The 21,914-nt window shown below is 45.7% G+C and carries 23 protein-coding genes; 19 read left to right on the forward strand and 4 right to left on the reverse strand.

Annotation, left to right across the window (positions count from 1 at the left end):
• Window positions 1–56 precede the first annotated feature (56 nt).
• Entirely contained in the window at window positions 57–935 is an 879-nt protein-coding gene (locus tag L4C35_RS15915) for an alpha/beta hydrolase (RefSeq protein WP_428463818.1), read from the forward strand.
• Between the two features lie 59 nt (window positions 936–994).
• On the opposite strand, the gene L4C35_RS15920 is transcribed toward L4C35_RS15915, so the two are convergent.
• Both L4C35_RS15920 and L4C35_RS15925 read right to left on the reverse strand, forming a co-directional pair.
• Complete coding sequence (locus L4C35_RS15920) at window positions 995–2,062, reverse strand: methyltransferase (RefSeq protein ID WP_428463819.1); 1,068 nt, start codon at window positions 2,060–2,062, stop codon at window positions 995–997.
• Between the two features lie 174 nt (window positions 2,063–2,236).
• Window positions 2,237–2,623, reverse strand: coding sequence for a hypothetical protein (locus tag L4C35_RS15925; protein WP_428463820.1), 387 nt, complete (start codon window positions 2,621–2,623; stop codon window positions 2,237–2,239).
• A gap of 139 nt (window positions 2,624–2,762) precedes the next feature.
• Between L4C35_RS15925 and L4C35_RS15930 the strand changes: the two genes are divergently transcribed.
• The 17 genes from L4C35_RS15930 to L4C35_RS16010 all read left to right on the forward strand — a co-directional run bounded on the left by L4C35_RS15930 (window position 2,763) and on the right by L4C35_RS16010 (window position 18,420).
• Entirely contained in the window at window positions 2,763–3,503 is a 741-nt protein-coding gene (locus L4C35_RS15930) for a beta-ketoacyl synthase chain length factor (RefSeq protein ID WP_428463821.1), read from the forward strand.
• Complete coding sequence (locus L4C35_RS15935) at window positions 3,504–4,280, forward strand: lysophospholipid acyltransferase family protein (RefSeq protein ID WP_428463822.1); 777 nt, start codon at window positions 3,504–3,506, stop codon at window positions 4,278–4,280. It begins immediately after the preceding gene.
• A 31-nt stretch (window positions 4,281–4,311) separates the two neighbouring features.
• On the forward strand, window positions 4,312–4,569 hold the full coding sequence (locus tag L4C35_RS15940; RefSeq protein ID WP_428463823.1) for a phosphopantetheine-binding protein: 258 nt from the start codon (window positions 4,312–4,314) through the stop codon (window positions 4,567–4,569).
• Window positions 4,570–4,575: 6 nt separating this feature from the next.
• Entirely contained in the window at window positions 4,576–4,833 is a 258-nt protein-coding gene (locus tag L4C35_RS15945; protein ID WP_048899615.1) for an acyl carrier protein, read from the forward strand.
• Window positions 4,833–5,432, forward strand: a complete 600-nt coding sequence (locus L4C35_RS15950) for a COG4648 family protein (RefSeq protein WP_428463824.1) — start codon at window positions 4,833–4,835, stop codon at window positions 5,430–5,432. Before L4C35_RS15945 ends, L4C35_RS15950 begins: the two co-directional genes overlap by 1 nt.
• A 10-nt stretch (window positions 5,433–5,442) precedes the next feature.
• Window positions 5,443–6,816: an AMP-binding protein gene (locus L4C35_RS15955; RefSeq protein WP_428463825.1), complete on the forward strand. Its 1,374-nt coding sequence runs from the start codon at window positions 5,443–5,445 to the stop codon at window positions 6,814–6,816.
• Between the two features lie 88 nt (window positions 6,817–6,904).
• Complete coding sequence (locus L4C35_RS15960; protein WP_428463826.1) at window positions 6,905–7,252, forward strand: ApeI family dehydratase; 348 nt, start codon at window positions 6,905–6,907, stop codon at window positions 7,250–7,252.
• 3 nt (window positions 7,253–7,255) lie between these two features.
• Complete coding sequence (locus L4C35_RS15965) at window positions 7,256–8,971, forward strand: glycosyltransferase family 2 protein (RefSeq protein WP_428463827.1); 1,716 nt, start codon at window positions 7,256–7,258, stop codon at window positions 8,969–8,971.
• Between the two features lie 5 nt (window positions 8,972–8,976).
• Entirely contained in the window at window positions 8,977–10,509 is a 1,533-nt protein-coding gene (locus tag L4C35_RS15970; protein WP_428463828.1) for an HAL/PAL/TAL family ammonia-lyase, read from the forward strand.
• Window positions 10,510–10,526: 17 nt separating this feature from the next.
• Window positions 10,527–10,967, forward strand: a complete 441-nt coding sequence (locus tag L4C35_RS15975) for an acyl-CoA thioesterase (RefSeq protein ID WP_428463829.1) — start codon at window positions 10,527–10,529, stop codon at window positions 10,965–10,967.
• 4 nt (window positions 10,968–10,971) lie between these two features.
• Window positions 10,972–11,664 (forward strand): outer membrane lipoprotein carrier protein LolA, encoded by a 693-nt coding sequence (locus tag L4C35_RS15980; protein ID WP_428463830.1) that lies wholly within the window; start codon window positions 10,972–10,974, stop codon window positions 11,662–11,664.
• Between the two features lie 25 nt (window positions 11,665–11,689).
• On the forward strand, window positions 11,690–13,978 hold the full coding sequence (locus L4C35_RS15985; RefSeq protein WP_428463855.1) for an MMPL family transporter: 2,289 nt from the start codon (window positions 11,690–11,692) through the stop codon (window positions 13,976–13,978).
• The gene (locus tag L4C35_RS15990) at window positions 13,975–14,655 is read left to right on the forward strand and encodes a DUF3261 domain-containing protein (RefSeq protein WP_428463831.1); all 681 of its coding nucleotides are present in this window, start codon (window positions 13,975–13,977) and stop codon (window positions 14,653–14,655) included. The genes L4C35_RS15985 and L4C35_RS15990 overlap by 4 nt, the downstream gene beginning before the upstream one ends.
• A 79-nt stretch (window positions 14,656–14,734) precedes the next feature.
• Window positions 14,735–16,012, forward strand: coding sequence for a beta-ketoacyl-[acyl-carrier-protein] synthase family protein (locus L4C35_RS15995; RefSeq protein WP_428463832.1), 1,278 nt, complete (start codon window positions 14,735–14,737; stop codon window positions 16,010–16,012).
• Window positions 16,005–16,466, forward strand: a complete 462-nt coding sequence (locus tag L4C35_RS16000) for a hotdog family protein (protein ID WP_428463833.1) — start codon at window positions 16,005–16,007, stop codon at window positions 16,464–16,466. The genes L4C35_RS15995 and L4C35_RS16000 overlap by 8 nt, the downstream gene beginning before the upstream one ends.
• Window positions 16,466–17,191, forward strand: a complete 726-nt coding sequence (locus tag L4C35_RS16005; RefSeq protein ID WP_428463834.1) for a 3-ketoacyl-ACP reductase FabG2 — start codon at window positions 16,466–16,468, stop codon at window positions 17,189–17,191. Before L4C35_RS16000 ends, L4C35_RS16005 begins: the two co-directional genes overlap by 1 nt.
• Window positions 17,188–18,420 (forward strand): beta-ketoacyl-ACP synthase, encoded by a 1,233-nt coding sequence (locus tag L4C35_RS16010; protein ID WP_428463835.1) that lies wholly within the window; start codon window positions 17,188–17,190, stop codon window positions 18,418–18,420. Before L4C35_RS16005 ends, L4C35_RS16010 begins: the two co-directional genes overlap by 4 nt.
• A gap of 100 nt (window positions 18,421–18,520) precedes the next feature.
• Here L4C35_RS16010 and L4C35_RS16015 read toward each other — a convergent pair whose 3' ends face one another.
• Both L4C35_RS16015 and L4C35_RS16020 read right to left on the reverse strand, forming a co-directional pair.
• Window positions 18,521–19,687, reverse strand: coding sequence for an HD-GYP domain-containing protein (locus L4C35_RS16015; RefSeq protein ID WP_428463836.1), 1,167 nt, complete (start codon window positions 19,685–19,687; stop codon window positions 18,521–18,523).
• A 181-nt stretch (window positions 19,688–19,868) separates the two neighbouring features.
• A complete protein-coding gene (locus L4C35_RS16020) occupies window positions 19,869–20,753 on the reverse strand; it encodes a LysR family transcriptional regulator (RefSeq protein ID WP_428463837.1) in 885 nt (294 codons plus the stop codon).
• 124 nt (window positions 20,754–20,877) lie between these two features.
• Between L4C35_RS16020 and L4C35_RS16025 the strand changes: the two genes are divergently transcribed.
• Window positions 20,878–21,912, forward strand: coding sequence for an HlyD family secretion protein (locus L4C35_RS16025; RefSeq protein ID WP_428463838.1), 1,035 nt, complete (start codon window positions 20,878–20,880; stop codon window positions 21,910–21,912).
• Window positions 21,913–21,914 lie beyond the last annotated feature (2 nt).

Genomic DNA, 21,914 nt, shown 5'->3' on the forward strand with positions numbered 1-21,914 from the left:
CTTACTCAAGCTAGTAAAAGCGAGGCTGCTAGCAAAAGGCAATGTGAGAGGTAACTATGCTGAGATCGATTGTGCTTTTTCTAGCAATACTATATTTACAAGGCTGCGCCAACAGCACCTTCTTCTCACCCTCTAAAAGCGCCACATTGAACCCAGAAGTTCGCTGGCTGACATCGCAATCAGGTAACGACATCGCATACCTATGGTTGCCAACCGAACACCCAGTGCCACAAGGGGCTGTGATTCATTTCCACGGTAACAGCGGCCACATGGAAGAAACCCAAGAGAAAGTCGATTGGCTCACTCTGCATGGCTACGATGTAATGGTGTTTGATTACTCAGGTTTTGGTCATTCTTCAGGGGTTGTTAGCGACGAAGCCGCTTACTTAGATGCCATAACTGTGCTCAAATACATTGAGCAAGTGAAAGCGTCGACCATCCAACCTGTCTACACAGTAGCAACCTCAACAGGGGGAAATATTTTCCTTCGTGCATGGGCCGATCACCCCATTGCCATTGATGGCGTGATCATAGATTCATCCTTTACTAGCTACATCGACACGGCAGAACATGTGGTGGAGCAAGGTGCATTTGGCGAGTTATTCTCGTGGGTTGTACACCTGATCATGCGTGATGATTATGCCGCAAACCAAGTGGCTGAAAGCCTACCTGTCGCGCCATCATTGGTACTGCATTGTGAGCAAGATAGTGTCGTTCCTATCGAGTTTGGTGAGGGAATTTATGATCAGCTACAAGGGGAAAAAGAATTTTGGCGTTTAGCAGGGTGTAAGCATGCTCGTGCATTAACCACTCAGCACCCTGAATATCAGCAGCGCTTAGTGGGCTGGTTACAACAAACCGCACCAGATCTATCACCGAATGGTGAAGAACCAAGTACGGTCTTAGCGAACAATCAAACAGTGCCATCACTGTAAACGAAGCAATAGCAATGACACTGCATTCGCCGTTGATTAGCGAATGTATTGGCTGGACGCTATTTCGCTTTCAATTCGAGTAGCGTATGACCTAGACCAATATCATCAGTACGGGTTGCCACTTCAAAGCCCGCTTCTTCAACCAGTTCAAGGAAGTCTTCACTGCGGTAGAAACGGCTATTACCATTCGCTAAACAGGTGAAGTAAAGCGACGTCGCATTCAAGCTAAATGAAGCGGCATCATAACGCTGTGCATCCCAAAATAGTTCAAGAATATACACAGTCGCATCTTCATCCATCGCTTCGCGTACGCGGCGAAGAATGCTTAAAATTTCCATCGGAGAGAAACAGTCAAGGAACTGGCTCATCCACCAAACATCAGCACCGCTTGGTAGGGTTTGGCTTTTATCAAGCATGTTGGCAGGGAAACCATTAACACGCTCAGCAAAACCTTGCTCTTTAGCGTTTTTCATCGCCATCTCGATCTGCTGTGGCAAATCAATAATTGTTACTTCAACATCGGCGTCATGGTTACAGCACTGTAGTGCCCACTTGCCTGTGTTACCACCAATATCAAACACACGCTTTGGCTTCGCTGCAAACACGCGCTCTAATAAAATAGGGAATGAACGATCTGAATAGAAGTGATCAAAGTTGAACCAGCTTTCTTTCGCTTTTTCAGGAAGCTGTGACAAACCTTCATAAATCGTCGGCCAATCACCAAGTTCTTTCAAACCCGCTGGCGTGCCTTCTGTGATCGCTTCAGTTAAGTGCATCATTGCCGCGTAACAAACATCCGCAGTGAAATCCATATTCGCACGAGTCATTCCATCGTGCTGTAGGAAGTAGCCTAGTTTAGCTAACACATAGTTAGGTTTTTGCCATGTCACAATATATGCGCTCAGCGCCATATCGAGCAATACCTTCACACCGTATTCAGACACTCCCGTTTTAGCTGCAATTTGATCGGCATTTAGGCCTTCGCTGCCTGCTGAATCGAGTGCTTCTAAAATACCAAGATCACGAAGAGTGCGTGCGGTGTGAAAAACGATAGGCGCAAAAGCCAATTTCTGAGCTTCCGTTTTTGCTTCTAAAGCAGTAAACGGGTCTTGTTGATATTGAGTCACAAAAAACCTAATTATTTATATAGATGAGAAAACGTTATTAAATTTGTCGCTATATTCGTTCTAAGAATATTAAAGAGTATAGGTTGTTATCTATACTCTTTTTTATTTGTAGCAATAGGCCAATATGCACAATGCACTGGCCTATTATATAAAATGACGACCTGTATAATTAAATTATAGCGCAAGCGTTGCTAGCTTTTTCTTAATATCGACATCTAAGTTATTTACCCAACGATTATAGTTACGGTGGATCTCACCATTTTCGTACTGTAAATTTTCAGAGCTAACATAATGAATTGAATATGTTTTTGCATTATACTCAACGTCAATTACTGCTTTGTGTGTACGCTTGGTAATTTCACCACGAATCGTACCTGGCTTAGTTTCTTGCATGATCCAACCACGATCAGCGCCTGATTGCAATATTGCGCTTCGTACCTGATCAACTTTAACATTATATGATACAGGTGCGTTTTCAACATTAAGAACTGGATGTGTACGACTACAGCCAACAACACTGGTTAACACAGCGGCAATAATAAGCCCTTTAATGAATTTCATGAGAGTTCCTTAATCGACTTAGTTGTAATAGAACATTGATTTATTAGCTAGCAATCATATATCCTGAGTGAAAAATCGCTAGTGATTTTATCATTCATCTTAATAAACTCCGTTTCTAAGAAGAAGTAAGCTATTGAAAATGAATAATATATCTTTCAACATAAAAAAGCTGATGCCGTTATCTGCTGGCTTAGCTTCTGATGCGGATTGGCTGTGTTGGGCGGAAAACGATCATAAATGGCTTACACCATCGGCGGCTGTCGCGCACGATCTGATCCCGCCAATGGCACGTCGACGCATGAGTACACTCAGCAAAATAGCAGTGCAATCTGCTATCGCCATCAGCTTAGAACAAGAAATTGATTATATTATTTTTTCCAGTCGTCATGGTGAGCTGACTCGCACTGTTCAACTTTTACAAGACATTCTTGCAGGCGAAGACGCCTCACCTACTGCTTTTTCCCAATCCGTTCATAATACGGCGGCTGGCTTATACACCATATTGACTAAGCAGGCGATTCCTGTTTCTTCATTAAGCGCAGGTGAAAACACTTTTCCTTCTGCCCTTATCGAGGCCAGTAGCTATTTAGCACAAAACCCTTCACACCAAGTTTTAGTGGTCGATTTTGACCAACCCGTGCCTGATGTTTACCACCAGTTTACTAACGAAAATTTTGAGGGATACGCTGTCGCCATGCTATTAACGCAAGGGGATAACTATCAATTAAGTTGGACTGCACGTAGTGATGCACAAGTGCAATACCCGCTGCCGCATGCACTCGATTTTGTCTCACACTTCCATCGAAACAGTACCCAGTGGTCAGTTGAATCACAGCGCAACCAGTGGATTTGGCGAGTTACTGGCAGAGAGTCAAACTAGATGAAATCCATGAAGGTGAACCTTAATCGCTATTGGCGTATTTTTGCGACGGGCTTTTGCTTCTCGCTTTTTGGCGTAGGCGCTCTGGCGTTAACCTTCATTGTCTTTCCAATAATGACCTTGTCAGCGCGTAATCAACAGCAACGCGAAATGCGCGTTCAAGCCATTATTCAGCGTACGTTTGCTTTTTTCTGCCGCACCATGAAATTTACGGGTGCTATTGATTATGAATTTATTGGTGAAGAGATCCTACGCCAAGATCGTAACTGCTTGGTTATTGCTAATCACCCAAGTTTGATTGATTACGTTCTCATTGCGTCTCGAATGCCACAATGTGACTGCTTAGTAAAAGCAGCCCTCTGGAAGAACCCTTTTATAAAAGGCATAGTGAAAGCAGCAGGCTATATTCCTAATCGCGATCCAGATAACTTGATTAGTGACTGCTCAGAGCGCCTCAATGATGGCAATGTTTTACTGATATTTCCGGAAGGCACGCGCACAACCCCTAAGCAAGAATCTAAACTTCAACGCGGGGCAGCGCAGATTGCGATACGCACTCGAAGTGATATAAGATTAATTCACATTACGGTATCGCCATCCTTTCTGACCAAAGAAAGTAAGTGGTATAACGTACCAAAAAATAAACCTTTTTTTCGCGTTGAAGTAAAAGATAAAATACATACCGCTCGTTTTATTGACGATGCAGATTCGGTAACAACAGCTGCTCGTCATTTGAATAGCCACCTTGCGGAAGTACTCTTTCCGCCTTCGGCTTAATTAAGACTATAGACATAACAAGTAGGCTCTAATGGAACAATTACAGACAGAATTAAAAGCTTTAATCATTGAAGCGCTAAACTTAGAAGATATCGCTGTCGACGACATTGAAACCGATGCGCCACTGTTTGGTGATGGCCTTGGTTTAGATTCTATCGATGCACTTGAACTTGGTCTTGCGATCAAGAAAAAATACAACATCGTTATCGATGCCGATGACACGAAAACTCGTGAACACTTTGCCTCAGTAGCAAACCTAGCTAACTACATTGCAGCAAACAAAGCGTAATCCATTATGACAGACGTAAACCGTAACGAAGTATTCGAGCAAGTGCGTGATGCGCTGGTTGAATTATTTGAAATTGATGCTGCTGACATCACACCAGAAGCGCAACTTTATCAAGAGCTTGACCTAGACAGCATCGATGCTGTGGATCTTGTAGTGCACCTACAAAATCTAACAGGCAAAAAAATCAAACCTGAAGAGTTTAAATCAGTACGCAGCGTGAATGATGTGGTTGATGCTGTAATTGAACTATTGAAGGAAAGCTAATGCGCGCGCTGACTATTCTGTCAGCGATTGCTTTATTGGCTTATCCGCTAGCAGTTTACTATGGCCTAAGCCAATGGGGACTTGGGGTTGTAGCTGGGCTGCTAGCGTTTTTATTTTTGCTACGCATTATCGCTGGAAACCAAACTCGATTACGAGAACTTAAATACGTTGCTTGGCTAAGCGGCGCAACAGGTATTGTACTCACGCTACTGGGTACTGTCTTTCAGCAAGAGGGCTGGTTTACTTTTTACCCCGTTGTGGTCAATACACTCATGCTTGGCTTATTCGGCATGAGCCTGTGGCAAAAAGAAACCTTAGTTGAGCGTTTAGCCCGCCTGCAAGAACCCAATTTGCCCGCCAGTGGTGTGCGATACACGCGTAAGGTCACCAAGGTTTGGTGTGCATTTTTTGTCGTCAATGGCTCAATTGCGCTATATACCTGTTTCCAGCCATTAGCGGTATGGACACTTTATAATGGCCTGATTAGCTATTTAGCAGCTGGTACTTTATTTATCGCTGAGTTCATTGTTCGCTTCTTTGTACGAGAAGAGGTCGAGCCACAAAACAACCAGCAGCAAGACGACAAGAAAAACGGGTAAAGAGACAGCCATGACACAGACCATTTCCTATACCTCACTGGCAAATGTCATGCTCGCAAAGCGTCCAGCCGATTCGCTGGTCGCTTTTCAAGATGATATCCAGTGGCAGCAATTTCAACATGATGTGTGTGAGTTAACGGCTTACCTCAATACTCAGCCCCAAATGCGCTGGGCATTATGCTTTGCAGACAGTTACTACTTCGCTGTTGCCTTCATGGCGTTGGCACACAGCAACAAACATATTATTTTACCGGGCAACCACCAGCCCGCAGCTTTAGCAGAACTTGCTGAACAATTTGAAATCTTACTGCACGATGACGACGTTGCCGCTATTGCCAATACGCCGTCGCTGACACTGCCATTGAGCAGTAATGGCAATGCCGAATTCACGCTCTCTGAACTGGCAGCATTAGAGCTTGATGTTGTTAAACTCACGCTGTTTACTTCAGGTTCGAGCGGTACACCAAAAGCCATCGAAAAATCGTTAGCTGGCATTGCGACAGAAATCGATGTACTTGAATCTATTTGGGGCGAGCAGTTACAAGGTTCAAGAATCACCAGTACTGTCTCCCACCAGCATATTTATGGATTACTGTTTCGCGTCTTGTGGCCACTTTGCAGCGGTCGTACTTTTGCTCGTCAGGATCTCATTTACCCTGAACAAGTCATGGCACAGGCCTGTTCCGATACCAGCTTGATCAGTAGCCCAGCGCTGTTAAAGCGTCTTGCAGATATGGCTACAACACGTCCTTACCGCCAAATATTTTCATCTGGCGGCCCCTTACCCTACCCTGCAGCGCAACAAAGCCAAGCGCTATTTGGTCATTTACCTGTCGAGGTCTTTGGCAGTACCGAAACAGGAGGGATTGGTTATCGCCAACAGCATGAAGCAACGACACCATGGCAGCTATTCCCTTGCCATCAAGTCATGCTAAATGCCGAGCAATGCTTACGCTTACAATCGCCGTTTATTGATGCAACAGCTTGGTACCAAACCAGCGATCAATGTGAGCTACTTGCAGATAACCAATTTCAGCTAAAAGGTCGTGCTGATCGCATCGTAAAAATCGAAGAAAAACGTATTTCTTTAGTCGATGTCGAATTGCGCCTGAACCAACTCGATTGGGTGGAAGAAGCCGCAGTGTTACCACTCGATGAAGGCCACCGTCTAGTGCTGGGGGCAGTCATTACGTTAACGCCAGAAGGTAAACAAGCACTTGAAAACCTCGGTAAAGGTAAATTGTGGTTAGCGATCCGTCAGCAACTACGCCAATGGTTAGAGCCCGTAGGCGTTCCTCGTCGCTTTCGTGCAGTGGAAGAAATTCCATTAAATAGCCAAGGTAAACGCCAGTTCCAAGCGCTTGTCACGCTATTTTCAGACTAATCGGTAGCCGTGTGCTTATTTCAACAAGTGGTTGCTTCTACCCGCTACACTCAATAAGCAACCACTTAATAAAGCAGAATAAATATCAATGACCAAAAGAAAGCCAACCATACTCGATCAACAAATCACCGATCATCATGCGACACTAACGCTGCGTGTTGATGCGGATATTCTCGACTTTACCGGCCACTTTGCGCAATTCCCTCTTCTTCCGGGTGTAAGTCAAATCGATTGGGCAACCTACTACGGTCAGCAACTATTAAATGCTGCACCGAAATTCGGTGGAATGGAAGTTATCAAGTTTCAAGAACCGATCACACCTGACATGGTTGTTACCCTAAAACTTGAATGGGTTGAAGATAAGCAAAAGTTATACTTCAGCTACCTCTCTGATGCAGGTACGCACTCATCAGGTCGTATTAAGCTAGGTAATTAAAGTATGACAACGTTCCACCCTTGCTTTTTGATCCCTTGCTACAACCACGGTACAACCGTTCCTGCGGTTATTGATGCCTTGGCTGAGTATGATTACCCCGTCATTATTGTTGATGATGGCAGTAACCTCGAAACGAAAGCTATTTTAGCCGAGCAAGCCCTTCGTGCTCACGTTACCGTGGTAACGCTTGCGACAAATAAAGGGAAAGGCGGGGCCGTTATTGCTGGTTTTGAAGAAGCATTTCGCCAAAGCTTTAGCCACGCGATTCAAATAGATGCTGATGGTCAGCACGATCTGGATGCCTTACCTAAGCTCATTGATGAAGCCGACTCATATCCAACGTCGGTTATTTCAGGTTGCCCGGTTTACGATGAATCGGTGCCGAAATCACGCTTATATGGTCGTTATGTCACCCATGTATGGGTTTGGATTGAAACCCTATCGATGGCGATTAAAGACAGCATGTGTGGCTTTCGCGCGTACCCTATCGGGCCGACCATCAAAGTATTGTCACGCAATACAATTGGTCAGCGTATGGATTTTGATACCGAAATCTTAGTTCGTATGTATTGGGATGGCTGCGATATTCGCTTTATCGATACCAAGGTTATTTACCCTGAAGACGGCGTATCTCACTTCGATGTTCTGTGGGACAACATAAAAATCAGTGCAATGCATACTCGATTATTTTTCGGTATGTTGCCACGTATTCCACGACTTCTAAAACGTCGCCAACAGCAGCAATCATCACAACAAGATCAAAATTCAGCCGCAAATATCCATTGGTCGAAGCAAAAAGAACGTGGCACTGTGGTTGGCATTAAGTTGCTGATGTCGGTGTATTCGCTATTTGGCCGCCGTGTCTTTGCCGCCTTGCTCAAGTTAGTCATTGGTTACTACTACTTAACGGGAGCTCGTGCACGTAAAGAGTCTGAAGACTTTTTAGCGCAAGTTAACCAATATGCTGCTGAAAAAGGGATTTCTCTACCAACCCCCTTTAATAGCTACCAACACCTGTTATCGTTTGGCCATACCATGCTAGATAAACTGGCAGGGTGGCGCGGCGATTTAAGCACCCAAAATATTACCCTGCACGGCAGTGAACACCTCGATGAGCTGACTGAAAGTAAACAAGGTATTGTCATTTTAGGATCGCATTTGGGTAACCTTGAGTTATGCCGTGCGCTCAGTCGTGACTATAAAAGCATTAAAATTAATGCACTTGTATTTACCGAGCACGCCGAGCGCTTTAACTCTGTAATGAAAGCCGTAAACCCAGATTCAGATCTGAACTTGATTCAAGTGAGTGCTTTAGGGCCAGATACCGCGATTTTATTACAACAAAAAATCGAACAAGGTGAATGGGTAGTGATTGTTGGCGATCGTACCTCGACCACCAAAGAACAACGCTCTATCTGGTCTAATTTCTTAGGAAAACCAGCGCCATTTCCGCAAGGGCCATTCATGCTGGCAAGCGTGTTAAAAGCACCTGTTTATCTTCTGTTTGGCTTACGAGACGAACAGCAAGCAACACCCCATTTCGACGTGTACTTTGAACCATTTTCTAAACAGCTGACGCTGCCGCGAAAACACCGTACCGAAGCATTACAAGCTGCAGTTGACCGCTATGCGGAACGATTGGAGCACTACACGATGAAAGCACCGCTTCAGTGGTACAACTTTTTCAACTTCTGGCAGTTAAGTGATAAAAAAGACTAAATTATATGAATAAGACAATTACTTTTGGCGCTGAGCGTTTAACGATTGAAGACGTCGTTGCAATCTCTAATGGCGCGAATGCAGAACTTAATAACTCTGCCGCTTTTAATGACAAAATTGACCGTGGTGTCGCTTTTCTTGAACGCTTACTCAAAGAAGAAGGCGTGATCTACGGTGTAACCACGGGTTACGGTGATTCCTGTACCGTTGCTATCCCAACCGATTTAGTCGATGAGTTACCGTTACACTTAACGCGCTTTCACGGCTGTGGCTTAGGTGAAGATTTAGACCCGCAACAAGCGCGTGCCGTCCTAGCGACCCGTCTATGTTCTCTTTCACAAGGCGTATCAGGTGTTAGCCATGATCTGCTTAATCAAATTGTGACCTTGATTAACAAAGACATCGCACCACGTATTCCACAAGAAGGCTCTGTTGGCGCCAGCGGTGATTTGACGCCACTGTCTTACCTTGCCGCTGCACTTATCGGCGAACGTGAAGTGTTATACAAAGGTGAAATTCGCCCAACTGCCGAAGTGTTCAAAGAATTAGGTATCGACCCGATCAAGCTAAAACCTAAAGAAGGTTTAGCATTGATGAACGGCACCTCAGTAATGACAGCGCTAGCCTGTATTGCTTACAAGCGTGCGGAATACCTAGCACAGCTGTCGACGCGTATTACCGCGATGGTATCAGTTGGTATGCACGGTAATGACTTCCACTTTGATGAAGCCTTATTTGCGGTGAAACCTCACCCGGGCCAGCAGCAAATCGCCTCATGGTTACGTTCAGATCTCCAATCAGAGCGTCCACCACGTAACAGTGACCGTCTACAAGATCGTTACTCACTGCGTTGTGCTCCGCACGTTATTGGCGTACTGCAAGACAGCCTGCCTTGGTTACGCCAGATGATCGAAAACGAACTGAACAGTGCCAACGATAACCCAATCATTGATGGTGACAATGAGCGCGTTCTGCACGGTGGACACTTCTACGGTGGTCACATTGCAATGGCGATGGATACCCTTAAAACAGCCGTTGCTAACCTTGCCGATCTACTTGACCGCCAAATGGCACAGCTGATGGATTACAAATTTAACAATGGCTTACCGTTTAACCTAACGGGTGCTGAGGGCGAACGTAAACCGATTAACCACGGCTTTAAAGCAGTACAAATTGGTATTTCAGCCTGGACAGCCGAAGCCTTGAAACACACCATGCCTGCGAGCGTGTTCTCTCGTTCAACCGAGTGTCACAACCAAGACAAAGTCAGCATGGGAACAATTGCCTCGCGCGACTGTCTACGCGTACTTCAACTGACCGAACAAGTCGCCGCTGCGTCATTGTTAGCAGCCACTCAAGCACTAGAACTGCGCAAAAAACACAATGAGTTAGACGATAATCACTTCAGCCCTGCGCTCAAAGCAATGACAACCGCAGTACTGAGTGATTTCGAACCTGTGGTTGAAGATCGCCCGCTAGAAGCTGACCTACGTAAGTTTATTAGCATGATCCAGCAACAACACTGGTCGCTGTATTAATTAAAAGGACGCTGTCGATGACCAAGATTGCACAGCCCTTGACTGCAGAGGTGACCATTGTCACCTCCTTTCAAGACGCAGACCCAATGGGCGTAATTTACCACGGTAATTACTTTCGCTATTTTGAAGAAGCACGCCATGCGCTGATGGAAAAAATTGGCTATAGCTACCGCGAGATGCAGGCTTCGGGCTATGTCTGGCCGATCATCGATACGCGCGTTAAATACGTAAAACCGTTACCCTTCAATCATGCGATTCGCGTTAGTGCAACCATGACCGAGTGGGAAAATCGCTTACGGGTCGATTACGTTATTTTCGACCTTGATAGCGGTAAGCGTTTAACCAAGGCACATACAATGCAAGTGGCGGTACACATAGACAACGGCGAGATGTGTTATGTCTCGCCAACGGTGTTTACCGACAAAGTTGAGGCTTACCATGCTGGTAAAACTGAGTAAGAAAATGAAACCATTTAATAAGCGTTGGCAGGCGCCGCTTTACTTGCTGGGCTTAGCAGGCTCGCTCAGCCTTTGCGCCAATGTCCAAGCATCAGACGCCCACACAACTGATGTACAGGTAACGCATGCACAGGTAACTGCGCAAACAATCACACTGCCTGAACTGCAACAACGGTTAGCGAAACACAGCATTGTGCGTGGTGACTTTACTCAGACTCGTACCATGGAAATGTTCAGTCAACCTTTGGTTTCACAAGGCCATTTTCTGCTAACCCAACAGCAAGGACTCGTATGGCAACAAACGCTGCCTTTCCCCGTCAATTTAACCCTGACGCAGGATAAACTCAGTCAGCAGTTTGGCGATCAACCCGCGCAGGTTATGTCGGCTAGTGATAACCCTATGGTGTTTTACTTTAGCCACGTTTTCTTATCACTGTTCAAAGGCGATACCAGCCAATTGATGGAGCAGTTTGACCTGGCATTGAGCGAGCAAGAGAGTGGATGGCAATTAGTCTTAGTGCCCAAGTCTGCCCCGCTCAACGCGGTTTTTCGCGACATCACCATTAATGGCGATCAACACATCAATCAACTTCGCCTCAATGAAGTGCGTGGTGATAACACCCAGATCGATTTTTCTCATCAACGAACAACGCCGGCGGCATTAAGTGCAGAAGAACAACGTGCTTTCCAACTCTAAACTGGCGCTCGCGTGGCTGTGTGTCATGCTGCTATTAGCTGTTGCATTAGGGCAACAGCTTTTTTTCCAGCGTAGCAACCCTATCGAGACCAACATACTGGCGTTACTGCCCGAAAATCGCCAAGACCCTGTCGCCCAACAAGCCTTTGATCATGTTGCCAACAGCATGAGTAACAAAGTCATCTTTTTGGTTGGTAGTGATGATGCAGGCCAAATGTTAGCCGCGGCAGATGCGTTTGATAACGCCTTACACACCTCACCGTTATTTACCAAAATCACCGCCAAGGTGCCTATTGATACTCAGAAAGCATGGGGCGAGTTATATTTCCCTAAACGCTTTCAACTACTTACCACAAACCAAAAAGCGCGGTTGACACAGCACCCAGAACAACAAACACAATATGTCATTCAATCGCTCTATAATCCATTTTCAGGTGTCACTGGCCGTGAACTCGCCAGCGACCCCTTCTTGTTATTTCGTGATTATTTAACCCAGCTCACCCAACAAACTGGCAAGTTTGCGTTAAACAAGGGTTACCTGACGACTCAATATCAAGGCAAACAGTATGTGCTGATCAGTGCGGACTTAGCCGATTCACCGTACAGCTATCGCTTACAACAACAATTGCCTGAACTACGAAATATTGAACAAGGCATACGTGATGCATTCGATGTTGAGTTACTGCATACAGGTGTGGTTTTCTACGCTGAGCACGGCACTGAAAGCGCAAAAAGTGAGATCAGCACCATTGGACTTGGCTCGCTAGTGGGGGTGATTTTATTGCTATTACTGGTATATCGCAGCCCACTGCCATTAGCCTTAGCACTGCTATCCATTGGCTGTGGCTTACTGGCCGCGTTTGTCGGCACCGTTGCCATTTTTGGCAAGGTGCACCTGTTTAGCCTGGTCTTTGGTGCGAGCTTGATCGGCGTTTCCATCGACTACGCGTTCCACTTTTTAACCGACCGCCTTGCCGCAGGGAAACATTGGAATGCCAATAAAGGTTTAAAACAGATCTTTACCGCCATTACACTAGGACTCATCACCAGTCTAATTGGCTACCTCGGCATGTTGATCGCCCCCTTCCCTGGGTTACAACAACTATCCCTTTTCTCAGCCATTGGCCTCGTTGCCGCCTATGCAACGGTAGTATGTTGGTACCCTGTTTTGGCCGCTAAACCGAGTCTATCTCGGCCGCTACCACTCACTCACACCATGCACGCTTGGTTGGCCCTGTGGCAACAACCACTATTTAGAAAAGGGCTGCCCGCGATATTACTCAGCCTGGCTCTAGTTGGCCTCTACCATGTTGAATACAACGATGACATTCGCCAGCTACAAGCACTGCCACACGATTTAAAACAACAAGAAGACACCATTAAAGCCATCACAGGACTCAGTAGCAGCCAGCAAATGTTGGTCGTGACGGCAAATGATCAGCAGCAGCTATTACAAAACCTAGAGTCGGTTTCAGATACGCTCACCCAATTTCAGCAACAAGGTGTTTTAAAAGGATTTCAGAGTATTAGCCAATACCTGCCGTCGGAAAAAACTCAGCAGCAAAACTATAATCTGATCCAGCAACTTTACCAACAGCAAGGGGCTGCCTTAGCACAATCACTGCCGACTGCAGGACAAGCCAAACTTGAGCATGACTTTAGCCCATTAACCATCAAACAGTTTATCGACTCACCCGTGTCTGAACCGCTCCGTTTCTTATGGCTGGGTACATTAGCGAATCAACAACAAGCCGCCATTATTATGCTAAGTGATGTCGCCGACATCACACCGATTGTTGATTTCGCTGAGCACTCAAAGGCCGTTAGCTATCTCAATAAAGCCGATGAAGTCTCCGCGCTATTTGGTGAATACCGAGTACGGGTGACCGAACTCTTGATTGCAGCAAGTTTAGTGATCATGGCCGTACTTTGGTGGCGTTATGATTTCACTCGTGCCGTGCGCCTTATGTTACCGCCAGTAATCGCGGGAATAGTGGGGATCGGCGTAACAAGCTTAACTGGCGTGCCACTCAACTTGTTTAACTTGCTGGCATTAATTCTGATTCTAGGGATTGGTATCGACTACACCTTGTTCTTTGCAGAGCAGCACCAAGCGGATACCACTTTACTTTCGATCACTCTCTCTGCCATGACGACCTTATTATCGTTTGGTTTATTGGCATTAAGCCAAACCCAAGCGATTCACAGCTTTGGCATCACAGTACTAACAGGTATTATGGTGGCGTGGTTACTCGCGCCATTATCAATGTCTCGTTCCGCGCATTCCTCTTCGACCAAGGAGCACAACGCATGATTTTCTCTAAGGCTATCAAGCCTTTCTCGTCTGCGCTTTGCGCTGGTCTGATCCTAAGTGCGTTATCAGGCTGTAGTTCACAGCCTATGCAGCAACAAACTAACTTAATTGAAATTGCCCCCAATGTGTCGGTAACCATTCCCACGCCAGAAGATCTGGGATATCGGTTAACCGCGAGCCAACTCATTGGTGCACAGTGGGGAGCGCCTGATGAACAAAAGCAACAGCAGCAGCTCCCAGTTCAACTTGAAGTCGACCCAAATAAAGTCGCACTTGCGGGATTTTCATCATGGGGGGCGCGTATTCTAACGCTGTCATACCAAAATCAGCTGATTGAAGCGAGCGTGCTGACAGGGTTAGAAACAAGCCTACCGAAACCCGAACAAGTTTTGTTTAATCTGATGATCACTTTATGGCCTGTTGATAGCTGGCAACCGCATTTAGCAAAAATTGGCTGGCAACTCACCGAGTCTAACCAGCAACGTCAATTGTTCGATAATAACGGTGACTTGGTGGCCGATATTCACTACCAAACCACCACTGACAATACGAGCTCAGCTCTGGCCGAACAAAATACAACAAGTGCTTATTTAGATGGCCCAATCACTTTTAGTAACCATCAGCTGGGTTACACGATCACCATCAAAACCCTAAGCCATACTCAACAAGCGCTTTAGCCCGCAGCTTGCGAGAAGAGTAATAAAGACCTTGCCTAACCGCTCGGTATAATGAACAACAACAGCACGGTGCAACACGATGAATCAAACAGAGTCAGCCCCAGCAGCCACACCACTATATATTCACAGTTGTGGTTTTCACTCTGCGCTAGGCTTAGACCATCACGATATCCATACTCGACTTGCTCAAGGGCACAGTCCAGATATGCAAGTTTGTGACAATATGCTGAACGATGGCACATCAACCGTGATAGGCAAAGTGAGCGCTGATTTAGCCTCTCTACCTATCGCGTTAAAAGCATTCGATACTCACAATAATCGATTAGTACAATCCGCCTTAGTCCAAATTGCGCCCAGCGTTGCACAGGCCATTGCCCAGTACGGACGCGATCGTATTGCGGTGATCGTTGGCAGTAGTACATCAGGCATTGCTGACGGCGAAACCGCGTTAAAAGCCCAAGCCCTTGATGGTAAATTCCCCGCTGAATTTCACTACCACCAGCAAGAACTGGGTAACTTGAGTGAATTCATCGCCGACTATTTTCAGCTACAAGGCCCTACGTATACGGTATCAACCGCTTGCTCATCCAGCGGCCGCGTCTTCTTATCAGCACAGCGACTTTTACAGTCAGGCTTAGCTGATGCCGTTATTGTGGGCGGTGCTGATTCACTGTGTAAGCTCACTTTAAACGGCTTCCATGGTTTAGAGGCGTTATCAAACGAGCGCTGCAATCCTTTTAGTGCCAACCGTAAAGGGATCAATATTGGTGAAGCTGCTGCCTTTATGTTGCTTAGCCAAGATAAACCCGCTGCGAACGCTGAAGACTTTGATACAAGTTCTGATACCCGCTCGGATAAAAGAACAGATAACAACCAGCCAGCCATTGCACTATTAGGTGCAGGTGATAGCTCTGATGCACACCATATTTCAGCGCCACACCCTGAAGGTAATGGTGCCGAAAACGCGATGCGCAAAGCCTTAACCAACGCCCACTTAACCCCAAGCGATATTGGCTATATCAATGCCCATGGCACAGCAACACCACTGAATGATGAAATGGAAGCCAAAGCCATTCATCGCGTTTTCGGTGACAAGGTGCCCGTCAGTTCGACCAAACCACTCACTGGCCATACTCTTGGCGCGGCAAGTGCAGTAGAAGCTGCAATATGCTGGCATGTTTTACGGTATAATCTTTCAATACCTCAGCAAATTAACGATGGTGAACGCGCAGACAGCTTGGCGCCAATTCTACTTGCTGAACAACATACCGCACTCAACAATAAAGCCATTTTGAGTAATTCATTTGCCTTTGGTGGCAACAATATCAGCCTTATTTTTGGATATGTGTATGACTAAAATTCCCCACTTACATCAATTATTACCCCACGGTAGCCCTATGGTGCTGATTGATGACATGATCGATGTTGGCGATGAACATATCCATTGCCGAGTCACCATCAGTGACAACAACCTTTTTTTCGATCAACAAACACGTAGCATTCCAGGCTATGTCGGCATCGAATTTATGGCGCAATCCGTAGCAGGATGGTCGGGCTATCAAGCTTGGCGTAACAACCAAAGTGCACCGATCGGCTTTTTACTGGGTAGCCGACGTTATGACAGCGATTACCCGCAATTTGAAGAAAATAACGTCTTCGATATTTTTGCTGAAAAAGTAATGGAAAATAATGGTATGGCAGCCTTCAGCTGTCGCATCGAGCACCAAGGCACTGTCATAGCAAAGAGCCAGCTCAATGCGTTCGTACCCACAGAACAACAACTAGATCAAATGCAAAATAGGAACCATTAATGACCCGACATGTTTTAGTCACAGGCGCAAGTAAAGGCATTGGCCGCGCTGTTGCGACTCAGCTAGCAAAAGACGGCTTCACCCTTGTAGTACACTACATGAGCGATAAAGCTGGAGCAGAAGCCACCCTTGCCGACATCACAGCTGCTGGTGGTGCGGGTCGTATTCTTCAATTTGATATTAGTAACCGTCAGCAATGCCGTGAAGTACTAGAAGCGGATATTGCTGAGCATGGCGCGTATTACGGCGTGGTGAGTAACGCAGGTATTACCCGCGATACCGCTTTTCCTGCGATGACAGAAGAAGAATGGGATGGCGTGATCCACACCAATCTTGATAGCTTCTACAACGTACTTCACCCTTGCGTTATGCCTATGGTTCAAAAACGCAAAGGCGGTCGTATCGTCACACTTGCGTCCGTATCTGGCATCATGGGTAACCGTGGCCAAACCAACTACAGTGCTGCAAAAGCAGGTGTTATTGGTGCAACTAAATCACTAGCGCTAGAGCTAGCAAAACGTAAAATCACGGTTAACTGCGTAGCACCTGGCCTAATTGATACGGGCATGGTTGATGAGCACGTAAAAGAACACGCTTTACCACAAGTCCCGCTTCGCCGCATGGGAGAACCAGAAGAAGTCGCAGGTCTGGTTAGCTACCTGATGTCAGATATTGCTGGCTATGTCACCCGCCAAGTAATTTCAGTAAATGGAGGCCTAATATGAGTCGTCGTGTTGTTGTAACAGGTATGTCAGGTGTTACTGCTTTTGGTAACGACTGGCAAACCATCGAGCCTAAATTACGTGCTTGTGAAAACGCCACTCAGTATATGCCAAGCTATGAGCAGTATGACGGTTTGAATACTAAGCTCGCAGCACCAATTGATGACTTTACGCTGCCAAAACACTATAGCCGCAAGCAAGTTCGTGGCATGGGCCGAGTATCGAAGCTGTCTACAGTTGCGACTGAAAATGCCCTTACTCAAAGTGGCCTCATCGGTAATGAGGTACTGACTAACGGTGAAACGGGTATTGCTTACGGTTCATCAACGGGCAGTACGCCAGCCATTGGTGCTTTTGGTGTGATGCTAAATGAGAAATCAACCAAAGCTATTACTGCGACTACCTATGTTCAAATGATGCCACACACCACGGCAGTGAACGTAGGCTTATTCTTTGGTTTACGTGGTCGTGTTATTCCTACCAGCAGTGCATGTACTTCAGGCAGCCAAGCCATTGGTTACGCTTATGAAGCGATTAAACACGGTTACCAAACGGTAATGGTAGCAGGTGGCGCAGAAGAACTTTGCCCAACAGAATCGGCGGTTTTCGATACCTTGTTTGCGACTAGCCTCAAAAACGACTCACCGAAGAAAACCCCGAGCCCATACGATACAGATCGCGATGGCTTAGTGATTGGTGAAGGCGCAGGCACGTTGGTATTAGAAGAATACGAACACGCAGTCGCCCGCGGCGCGACCATTTATGCCGAGCTGGTTGGCTTTGCCAGTAACTGCGATGCAGCCCACGTCACCCAACCGCAAAAAGAAACCATGCAACTTTGTATGGAAATGGCGCTGAAAGATGCCAACCTATCACCGGATGTGATCGGGTACGTCTCTGCCCACGGTACCGCAACCGAAAAAGGTGATATTGCCGAGAGTAATGCGACAGCGAATATCTTTGGTGATAATGCGCCAATCAGTTCACTAAAAAGTTACTTTGGTCATACTCTTGGTGCTTGTGGTGCGATTGAAGCTTGGTTAAGTCTTGAGATGATGAACAGCGGCTGGTTCAGCCCAACATTGAACCTCAATAACCTTGACGAGCAATGTGGCAAACTCGATTACATCACAGGTGAAGGCCGTGAAATCGATTGTCAGTATCTAATGAGCAACAACTTTGCTTTCGGTGGTATCAATACTTCACTGATCTTTAAGCGTTGGGAAGGCTGATCGCTATTTGGATTCGTATTCGATTGGTTACGTAGCTAAGATTAACTAGAACAAAGCCTGCATTCTTAATGCAGGCTTTGTCATTTCTACCGAAAAATAATTAAGCGCATGCTCTTTGTGAGAAATCACCGCTATCGTGATAGGTTTGATGGATGTACTTAACCTGATCAATATTATTAATTAAAGCCTGAATGCATTCATGATCGAACATTTTACCCTTATTCTCGTTAAGAAAAGCTAAAACGTCAGACAACGACCACGGCTTTTTATACGGTCGTTCACTCATTAATGCATCGAACACATCAGATACCGCGACAATACGCGCTTCCAATGGAATTTCATCGCCATGCAGTTTGGTTGGGTATCCCATGCCATCAACCCGCTCGTGATGATAAATAATAATATTTTTTAGAATATTCATATCGTCACTATCAGAAAAACCAAACTCACGTTGCATATCTTCGATCAGTTCAAGGCCATATTGAGGGTGCTTATTCATTTCATATCGCTCTACATCAGTAAAACGCTTATCACTAAATAAGATAACTTCAGGTACGCGGTATTTGCCAATATCATGCAATGGTGCATACATTTTAACCTGCAACGCGAAATAAGCGGGACGATGGTACTTTTGAGCCAACTCATTCGCAATTAACTCACTGTATAACGACATGCGCTTAAGATGACCTTGCGTTTCTGGGTCTTTAATGTGACCCATTCGCAACACAGTTTGAATCGCAGAACGAAACGTTAAATTGTGTTTAATTTCGCTATAGACTAATTGTGAAATAAAGAAGCTCAAGTGCATAACAGATTTCAATACGGCATCTTTAAATACATCGGTCTTAGAGCCATTCACAAAAACAAACCCCCAAAACTGCCCTTCAATCTGAATAGGCAGCGTGTAGCTGCTCCTGTATCCTGCCGATTTCAGCACACGCCCATGGTGACTATTGTCATCATAGATCTTTTGTAAATCGTTAACTACACGTGGCGAGTGCCCTTTACTTAATTGCGTAAGCGTTTGGGAATAGCAGAGTTTAAGCTGATAAGAATCAAGCTCAGGAGCCTGACACCCTTGCTCAAACTTATGCAGAGTGCGCAGCAACTCCGTTTCAGGATCATAAATCACAACCCCGAGCCGAGAAATATCAGAAGATATGTCTTGTAACAAAGCAAAACAAGCTTGAAGCTTAGCGGATAACGTCTGTTCGTTTGCTATCAACTCATACTGCCATTCAACATTTGTCATCACTGTACTACACATACTCTCATCGTTAATGTTCGCTATTAAACAATGCTAGCACAAATATCCTTCAACCCAGAGATATCACTGATGAAAAGCCCTGTATTTTCCTAACTTTTCAAGCATTCCCCCCTAAATTTGTGAGCCAGTCACAAATAAAAAAAGAAATTTAACTACGACATCAAATTAACATGACATAAATTCAACGATTAAAATGCTCAATCATAAAGTCGATAAATACGCGAAGACGTTTTGGGATCAACTGGCGCTGAGGGTAAACAAAACTGACTGGAACGGCAGGCAGTTGCCAGTCAGGTAAAATCTGCACGAGCTGACCTTCTTTCAAATGCTGGCGACAAATAAACTCAGGCAACACTGCTATCCCTAAGCCATCAACAACCGCCATTAGCGCCGAGGTAATGGTATTCACCCGCAAACGATAAGGCAGGTTTACAATCTCTTGTTGATCATCTTGTGTTAATTCCCAATAAGGCAACTTCACAACGTTAGACACTTTCACTTGATGATGAGGGGATACGAGATCGTTCGGATGCTCTATGCCGTCATGCTGCGCCAAGTATTCAGGGCTGGCGACAATAATCCGATGAGAGAGATGAAAAGGGCGCGCGACCATACTGGATTCATTCACCGTTCCAACTTGGGCATACAAGTCGATCCCTTCGGCAATTAAATCAACATCACGGTTAGTCAATTCAAGGTGTATGGTAACGTTTGGGTACTCTTTCAAAAACGCATTGATGTATTTCCCCATCACTTTTTGACCCAGCTCGACAGGCATCGCAATGTTCAACCGACCACGAATTAAATCTTGGCTTGCTGTCACTTCAAGCTCAGCTTGCGACATAATTTCCAACATTTGCGTGCACGATTGATAAAAGCGCTCACCTTCTTGTGTTAACGTTAACTGACGGGTTGAGCGCGTGATCAGCCGCACACCTAAATGCTTTTCTAGCTCGGCAACTTTACGACTGACCGTCGACTTCGTCATATCAAGCGCTTCTGCTGCTTGAGTAAAACTTCCACATTCAACAACTTGTGCAAACATGGCGGCACTATTGAGATCCATCACTCACCCTATTGGTTAGATTTTCGCAACAGTGTTTCCCTTTTTTCCTATCTAATCAACCAATCATTCTCATTTACACTTGGTTACAAATAATTAGCCATACAAAACGTGAGAAGAACACCGAATGACACTAACTAAAAAAAATAAAGCCCCGCTCATCGCCACTGTCATTATGCTTTCGCTCGGTATCGCAGGTGGCAGCTACTGGTATGGCTATGGTCGCCATTTCGAATCAACTGACAACGCTTATTTACAAGGTGAGATCACCACCATCAGTCCCAAAGTTTCTGGCTATATCACCCAGTCTTTCGTAACCGACAACCAAGTGGTTAAAGCGGGTGATTTAATTGCGACTATTGACGATCGCGATTACCAAGTGGCTGCTGCCCAAGCTGAAGCGAACCTTGCCGTTAGCCAAGCAGCTATCACGAACCTGAAAGCCCAGCGTGAATTACAACAAACATTGATCCGCCAATCCAGCAGCAAAATTGAATCGGCGCAAGCAGAATATGAACGTGCTCAGCAACAAGTAACCCGTACCCGTAGCCTGCTAAAGCGTAACTACTCATCACAAGATGAGCTCGATGATATGCAGTCACACCTAAAAGTCACCCGAGCACAACTGTCTGAAGCACAAGCAAACCACCAAGCCGCACAGGATCAACGTAGCGTTATCGATAGCCAAATTGCCCAAGCAACCGCAGCATTATCAGAAGCGGAAGCCCAACTAGAACAAGCCCAACTCAATATCAGCTACACCCATATTTTTGCTCCAGTTGACGGCATCGTCGGCAAACGCAGTGTCCGTGTTGGCTTACTCGTGCAACCTGGCATGCCACTATTGAGCCTAGTCCCTACGGAACAAGTTTGGGTTGAAGCCAACTTCAAAGAAACACAGCTCAGCAAAATGCACCAAGGTCAAAAAGTGGATATTGCATTAGATGCATACCCAGACCAACATTTTGAAGGCGTCATTGACAGTTTTTCTCCCGCAACAGGCGCTAAATTTGCGCTGTTACCACCCGAGAATGCAACAGGTAACTTCACCAAAATCGTACAACGCGTACCGGTTAAAATTGTGATCCCACAGCCAGAGAAATTAACCCGTGCGTTAATTCCAGGTTTATCTGTTATTGCCACTGTCGATACCCGAGGCTAAAT

The organism is Photobacterium kagoshimensis, assembly GCF_050337045.1.
GTDB classification, from domain to species: Bacteria; Pseudomonadota; Gammaproteobacteria; order Enterobacterales; family Vibrionaceae; genus Photobacterium; species Photobacterium kagoshimensis.

Coding starts and splice junctions, on each gene's coding strand:
- L4C35_RS15915 (WP_428463818.1), top strand. CDS start 57: ATGCTGAGATCGATTGTGCTTTTTCTAGCAATACTATATTTACAAGGC.
- L4C35_RS15925 (WP_428463820.1), bottom strand. CDS start 2,623: ATGAAATTCATTAAAGGGCTTATTATTGCCGCTGTGTTAACCAGTGTT.
- L4C35_RS15930 (WP_428463821.1), top strand. CDS start 2,763: ATGAATAATATATCTTTCAACATAAAAAAGCTGATGCCGTTATCTGCT.
- L4C35_RS15935 (WP_428463822.1), top strand. CDS start 3,504: ATGAAATCCATGAAGGTGAACCTTAATCGCTATTGGCGTATTTTTGCG.
- L4C35_RS15940 (WP_428463823.1), top strand. CDS start 4,312: ATGGAACAATTACAGACAGAATTAAAAGCTTTAATCATTGAAGCGCTA.
- L4C35_RS15945 (WP_048899615.1), top strand. CDS start 4,576: ATGACAGACGTAAACCGTAACGAAGTATTCGAGCAAGTGCGTGATGCG.
- L4C35_RS15950 (WP_428463824.1), top strand. CDS start 4,833: ATGCGCGCGCTGACTATTCTGTCAGCGATTGCTTTATTGGCTTATCCG.
- L4C35_RS15955 (WP_428463825.1), top strand. CDS start 5,443: ATGACACAGACCATTTCCTATACCTCACTGGCAAATGTCATGCTCGCA.
- L4C35_RS15960 (WP_428463826.1), top strand. CDS start 6,905: ATGACCAAAAGAAAGCCAACCATACTCGATCAACAAATCACCGATCAT.
- L4C35_RS15965 (WP_428463827.1), top strand. CDS start 7,256: ATGACAACGTTCCACCCTTGCTTTTTGATCCCTTGCTACAACCACGGT.
- L4C35_RS15970 (WP_428463828.1), top strand. CDS start 8,977: ATGAATAAGACAATTACTTTTGGCGCTGAGCGTTTAACGATTGAAGAC.
- L4C35_RS15975 (WP_428463829.1), top strand. CDS start 10,527: ATGACCAAGATTGCACAGCCCTTGACTGCAGAGGTGACCATTGTCACC.
- L4C35_RS15980 (WP_428463830.1), top strand. CDS start 10,972: ATGAAACCATTTAATAAGCGTTGGCAGGCGCCGCTTTACTTGCTGGGC.
- L4C35_RS15985 (WP_428463855.1), top strand. CDS start 11,690: ATGCTGCTATTAGCTGTTGCATTAGGGCAACAGCTTTTTTTCCAGCGT.
- L4C35_RS15990 (WP_428463831.1), top strand. CDS start 13,975: ATGATTTTCTCTAAGGCTATCAAGCCTTTCTCGTCTGCGCTTTGCGCT.
- L4C35_RS15995 (WP_428463832.1), top strand. CDS start 14,735: ATGAATCAAACAGAGTCAGCCCCAGCAGCCACACCACTATATATTCAC.
- L4C35_RS16000 (WP_428463833.1), top strand. CDS start 16,005: ATGACTAAAATTCCCCACTTACATCAATTATTACCCCACGGTAGCCCT.
- L4C35_RS16005 (WP_428463834.1), top strand. CDS start 16,466: ATGACCCGACATGTTTTAGTCACAGGCGCAAGTAAAGGCATTGGCCGC.
- L4C35_RS16010 (WP_428463835.1), top strand. CDS start 17,188: ATGAGTCGTCGTGTTGTTGTAACAGGTATGTCAGGTGTTACTGCTTTT.
- L4C35_RS16015 (WP_428463836.1), bottom strand. CDS start 19,687: ATGTGTAGTACAGTGATGACAAATGTTGAATGGCAGTATGAGTTGATA.
- L4C35_RS16020 (WP_428463837.1), bottom strand. CDS start 20,753: ATGGATCTCAATAGTGCCGCCATGTTTGCACAAGTTGTTGAATGTGGA.
- L4C35_RS16025 (WP_428463838.1), top strand. CDS start 20,878: ATGACACTAACTAAAAAAAATAAAGCCCCGCTCATCGCCACTGTCATT.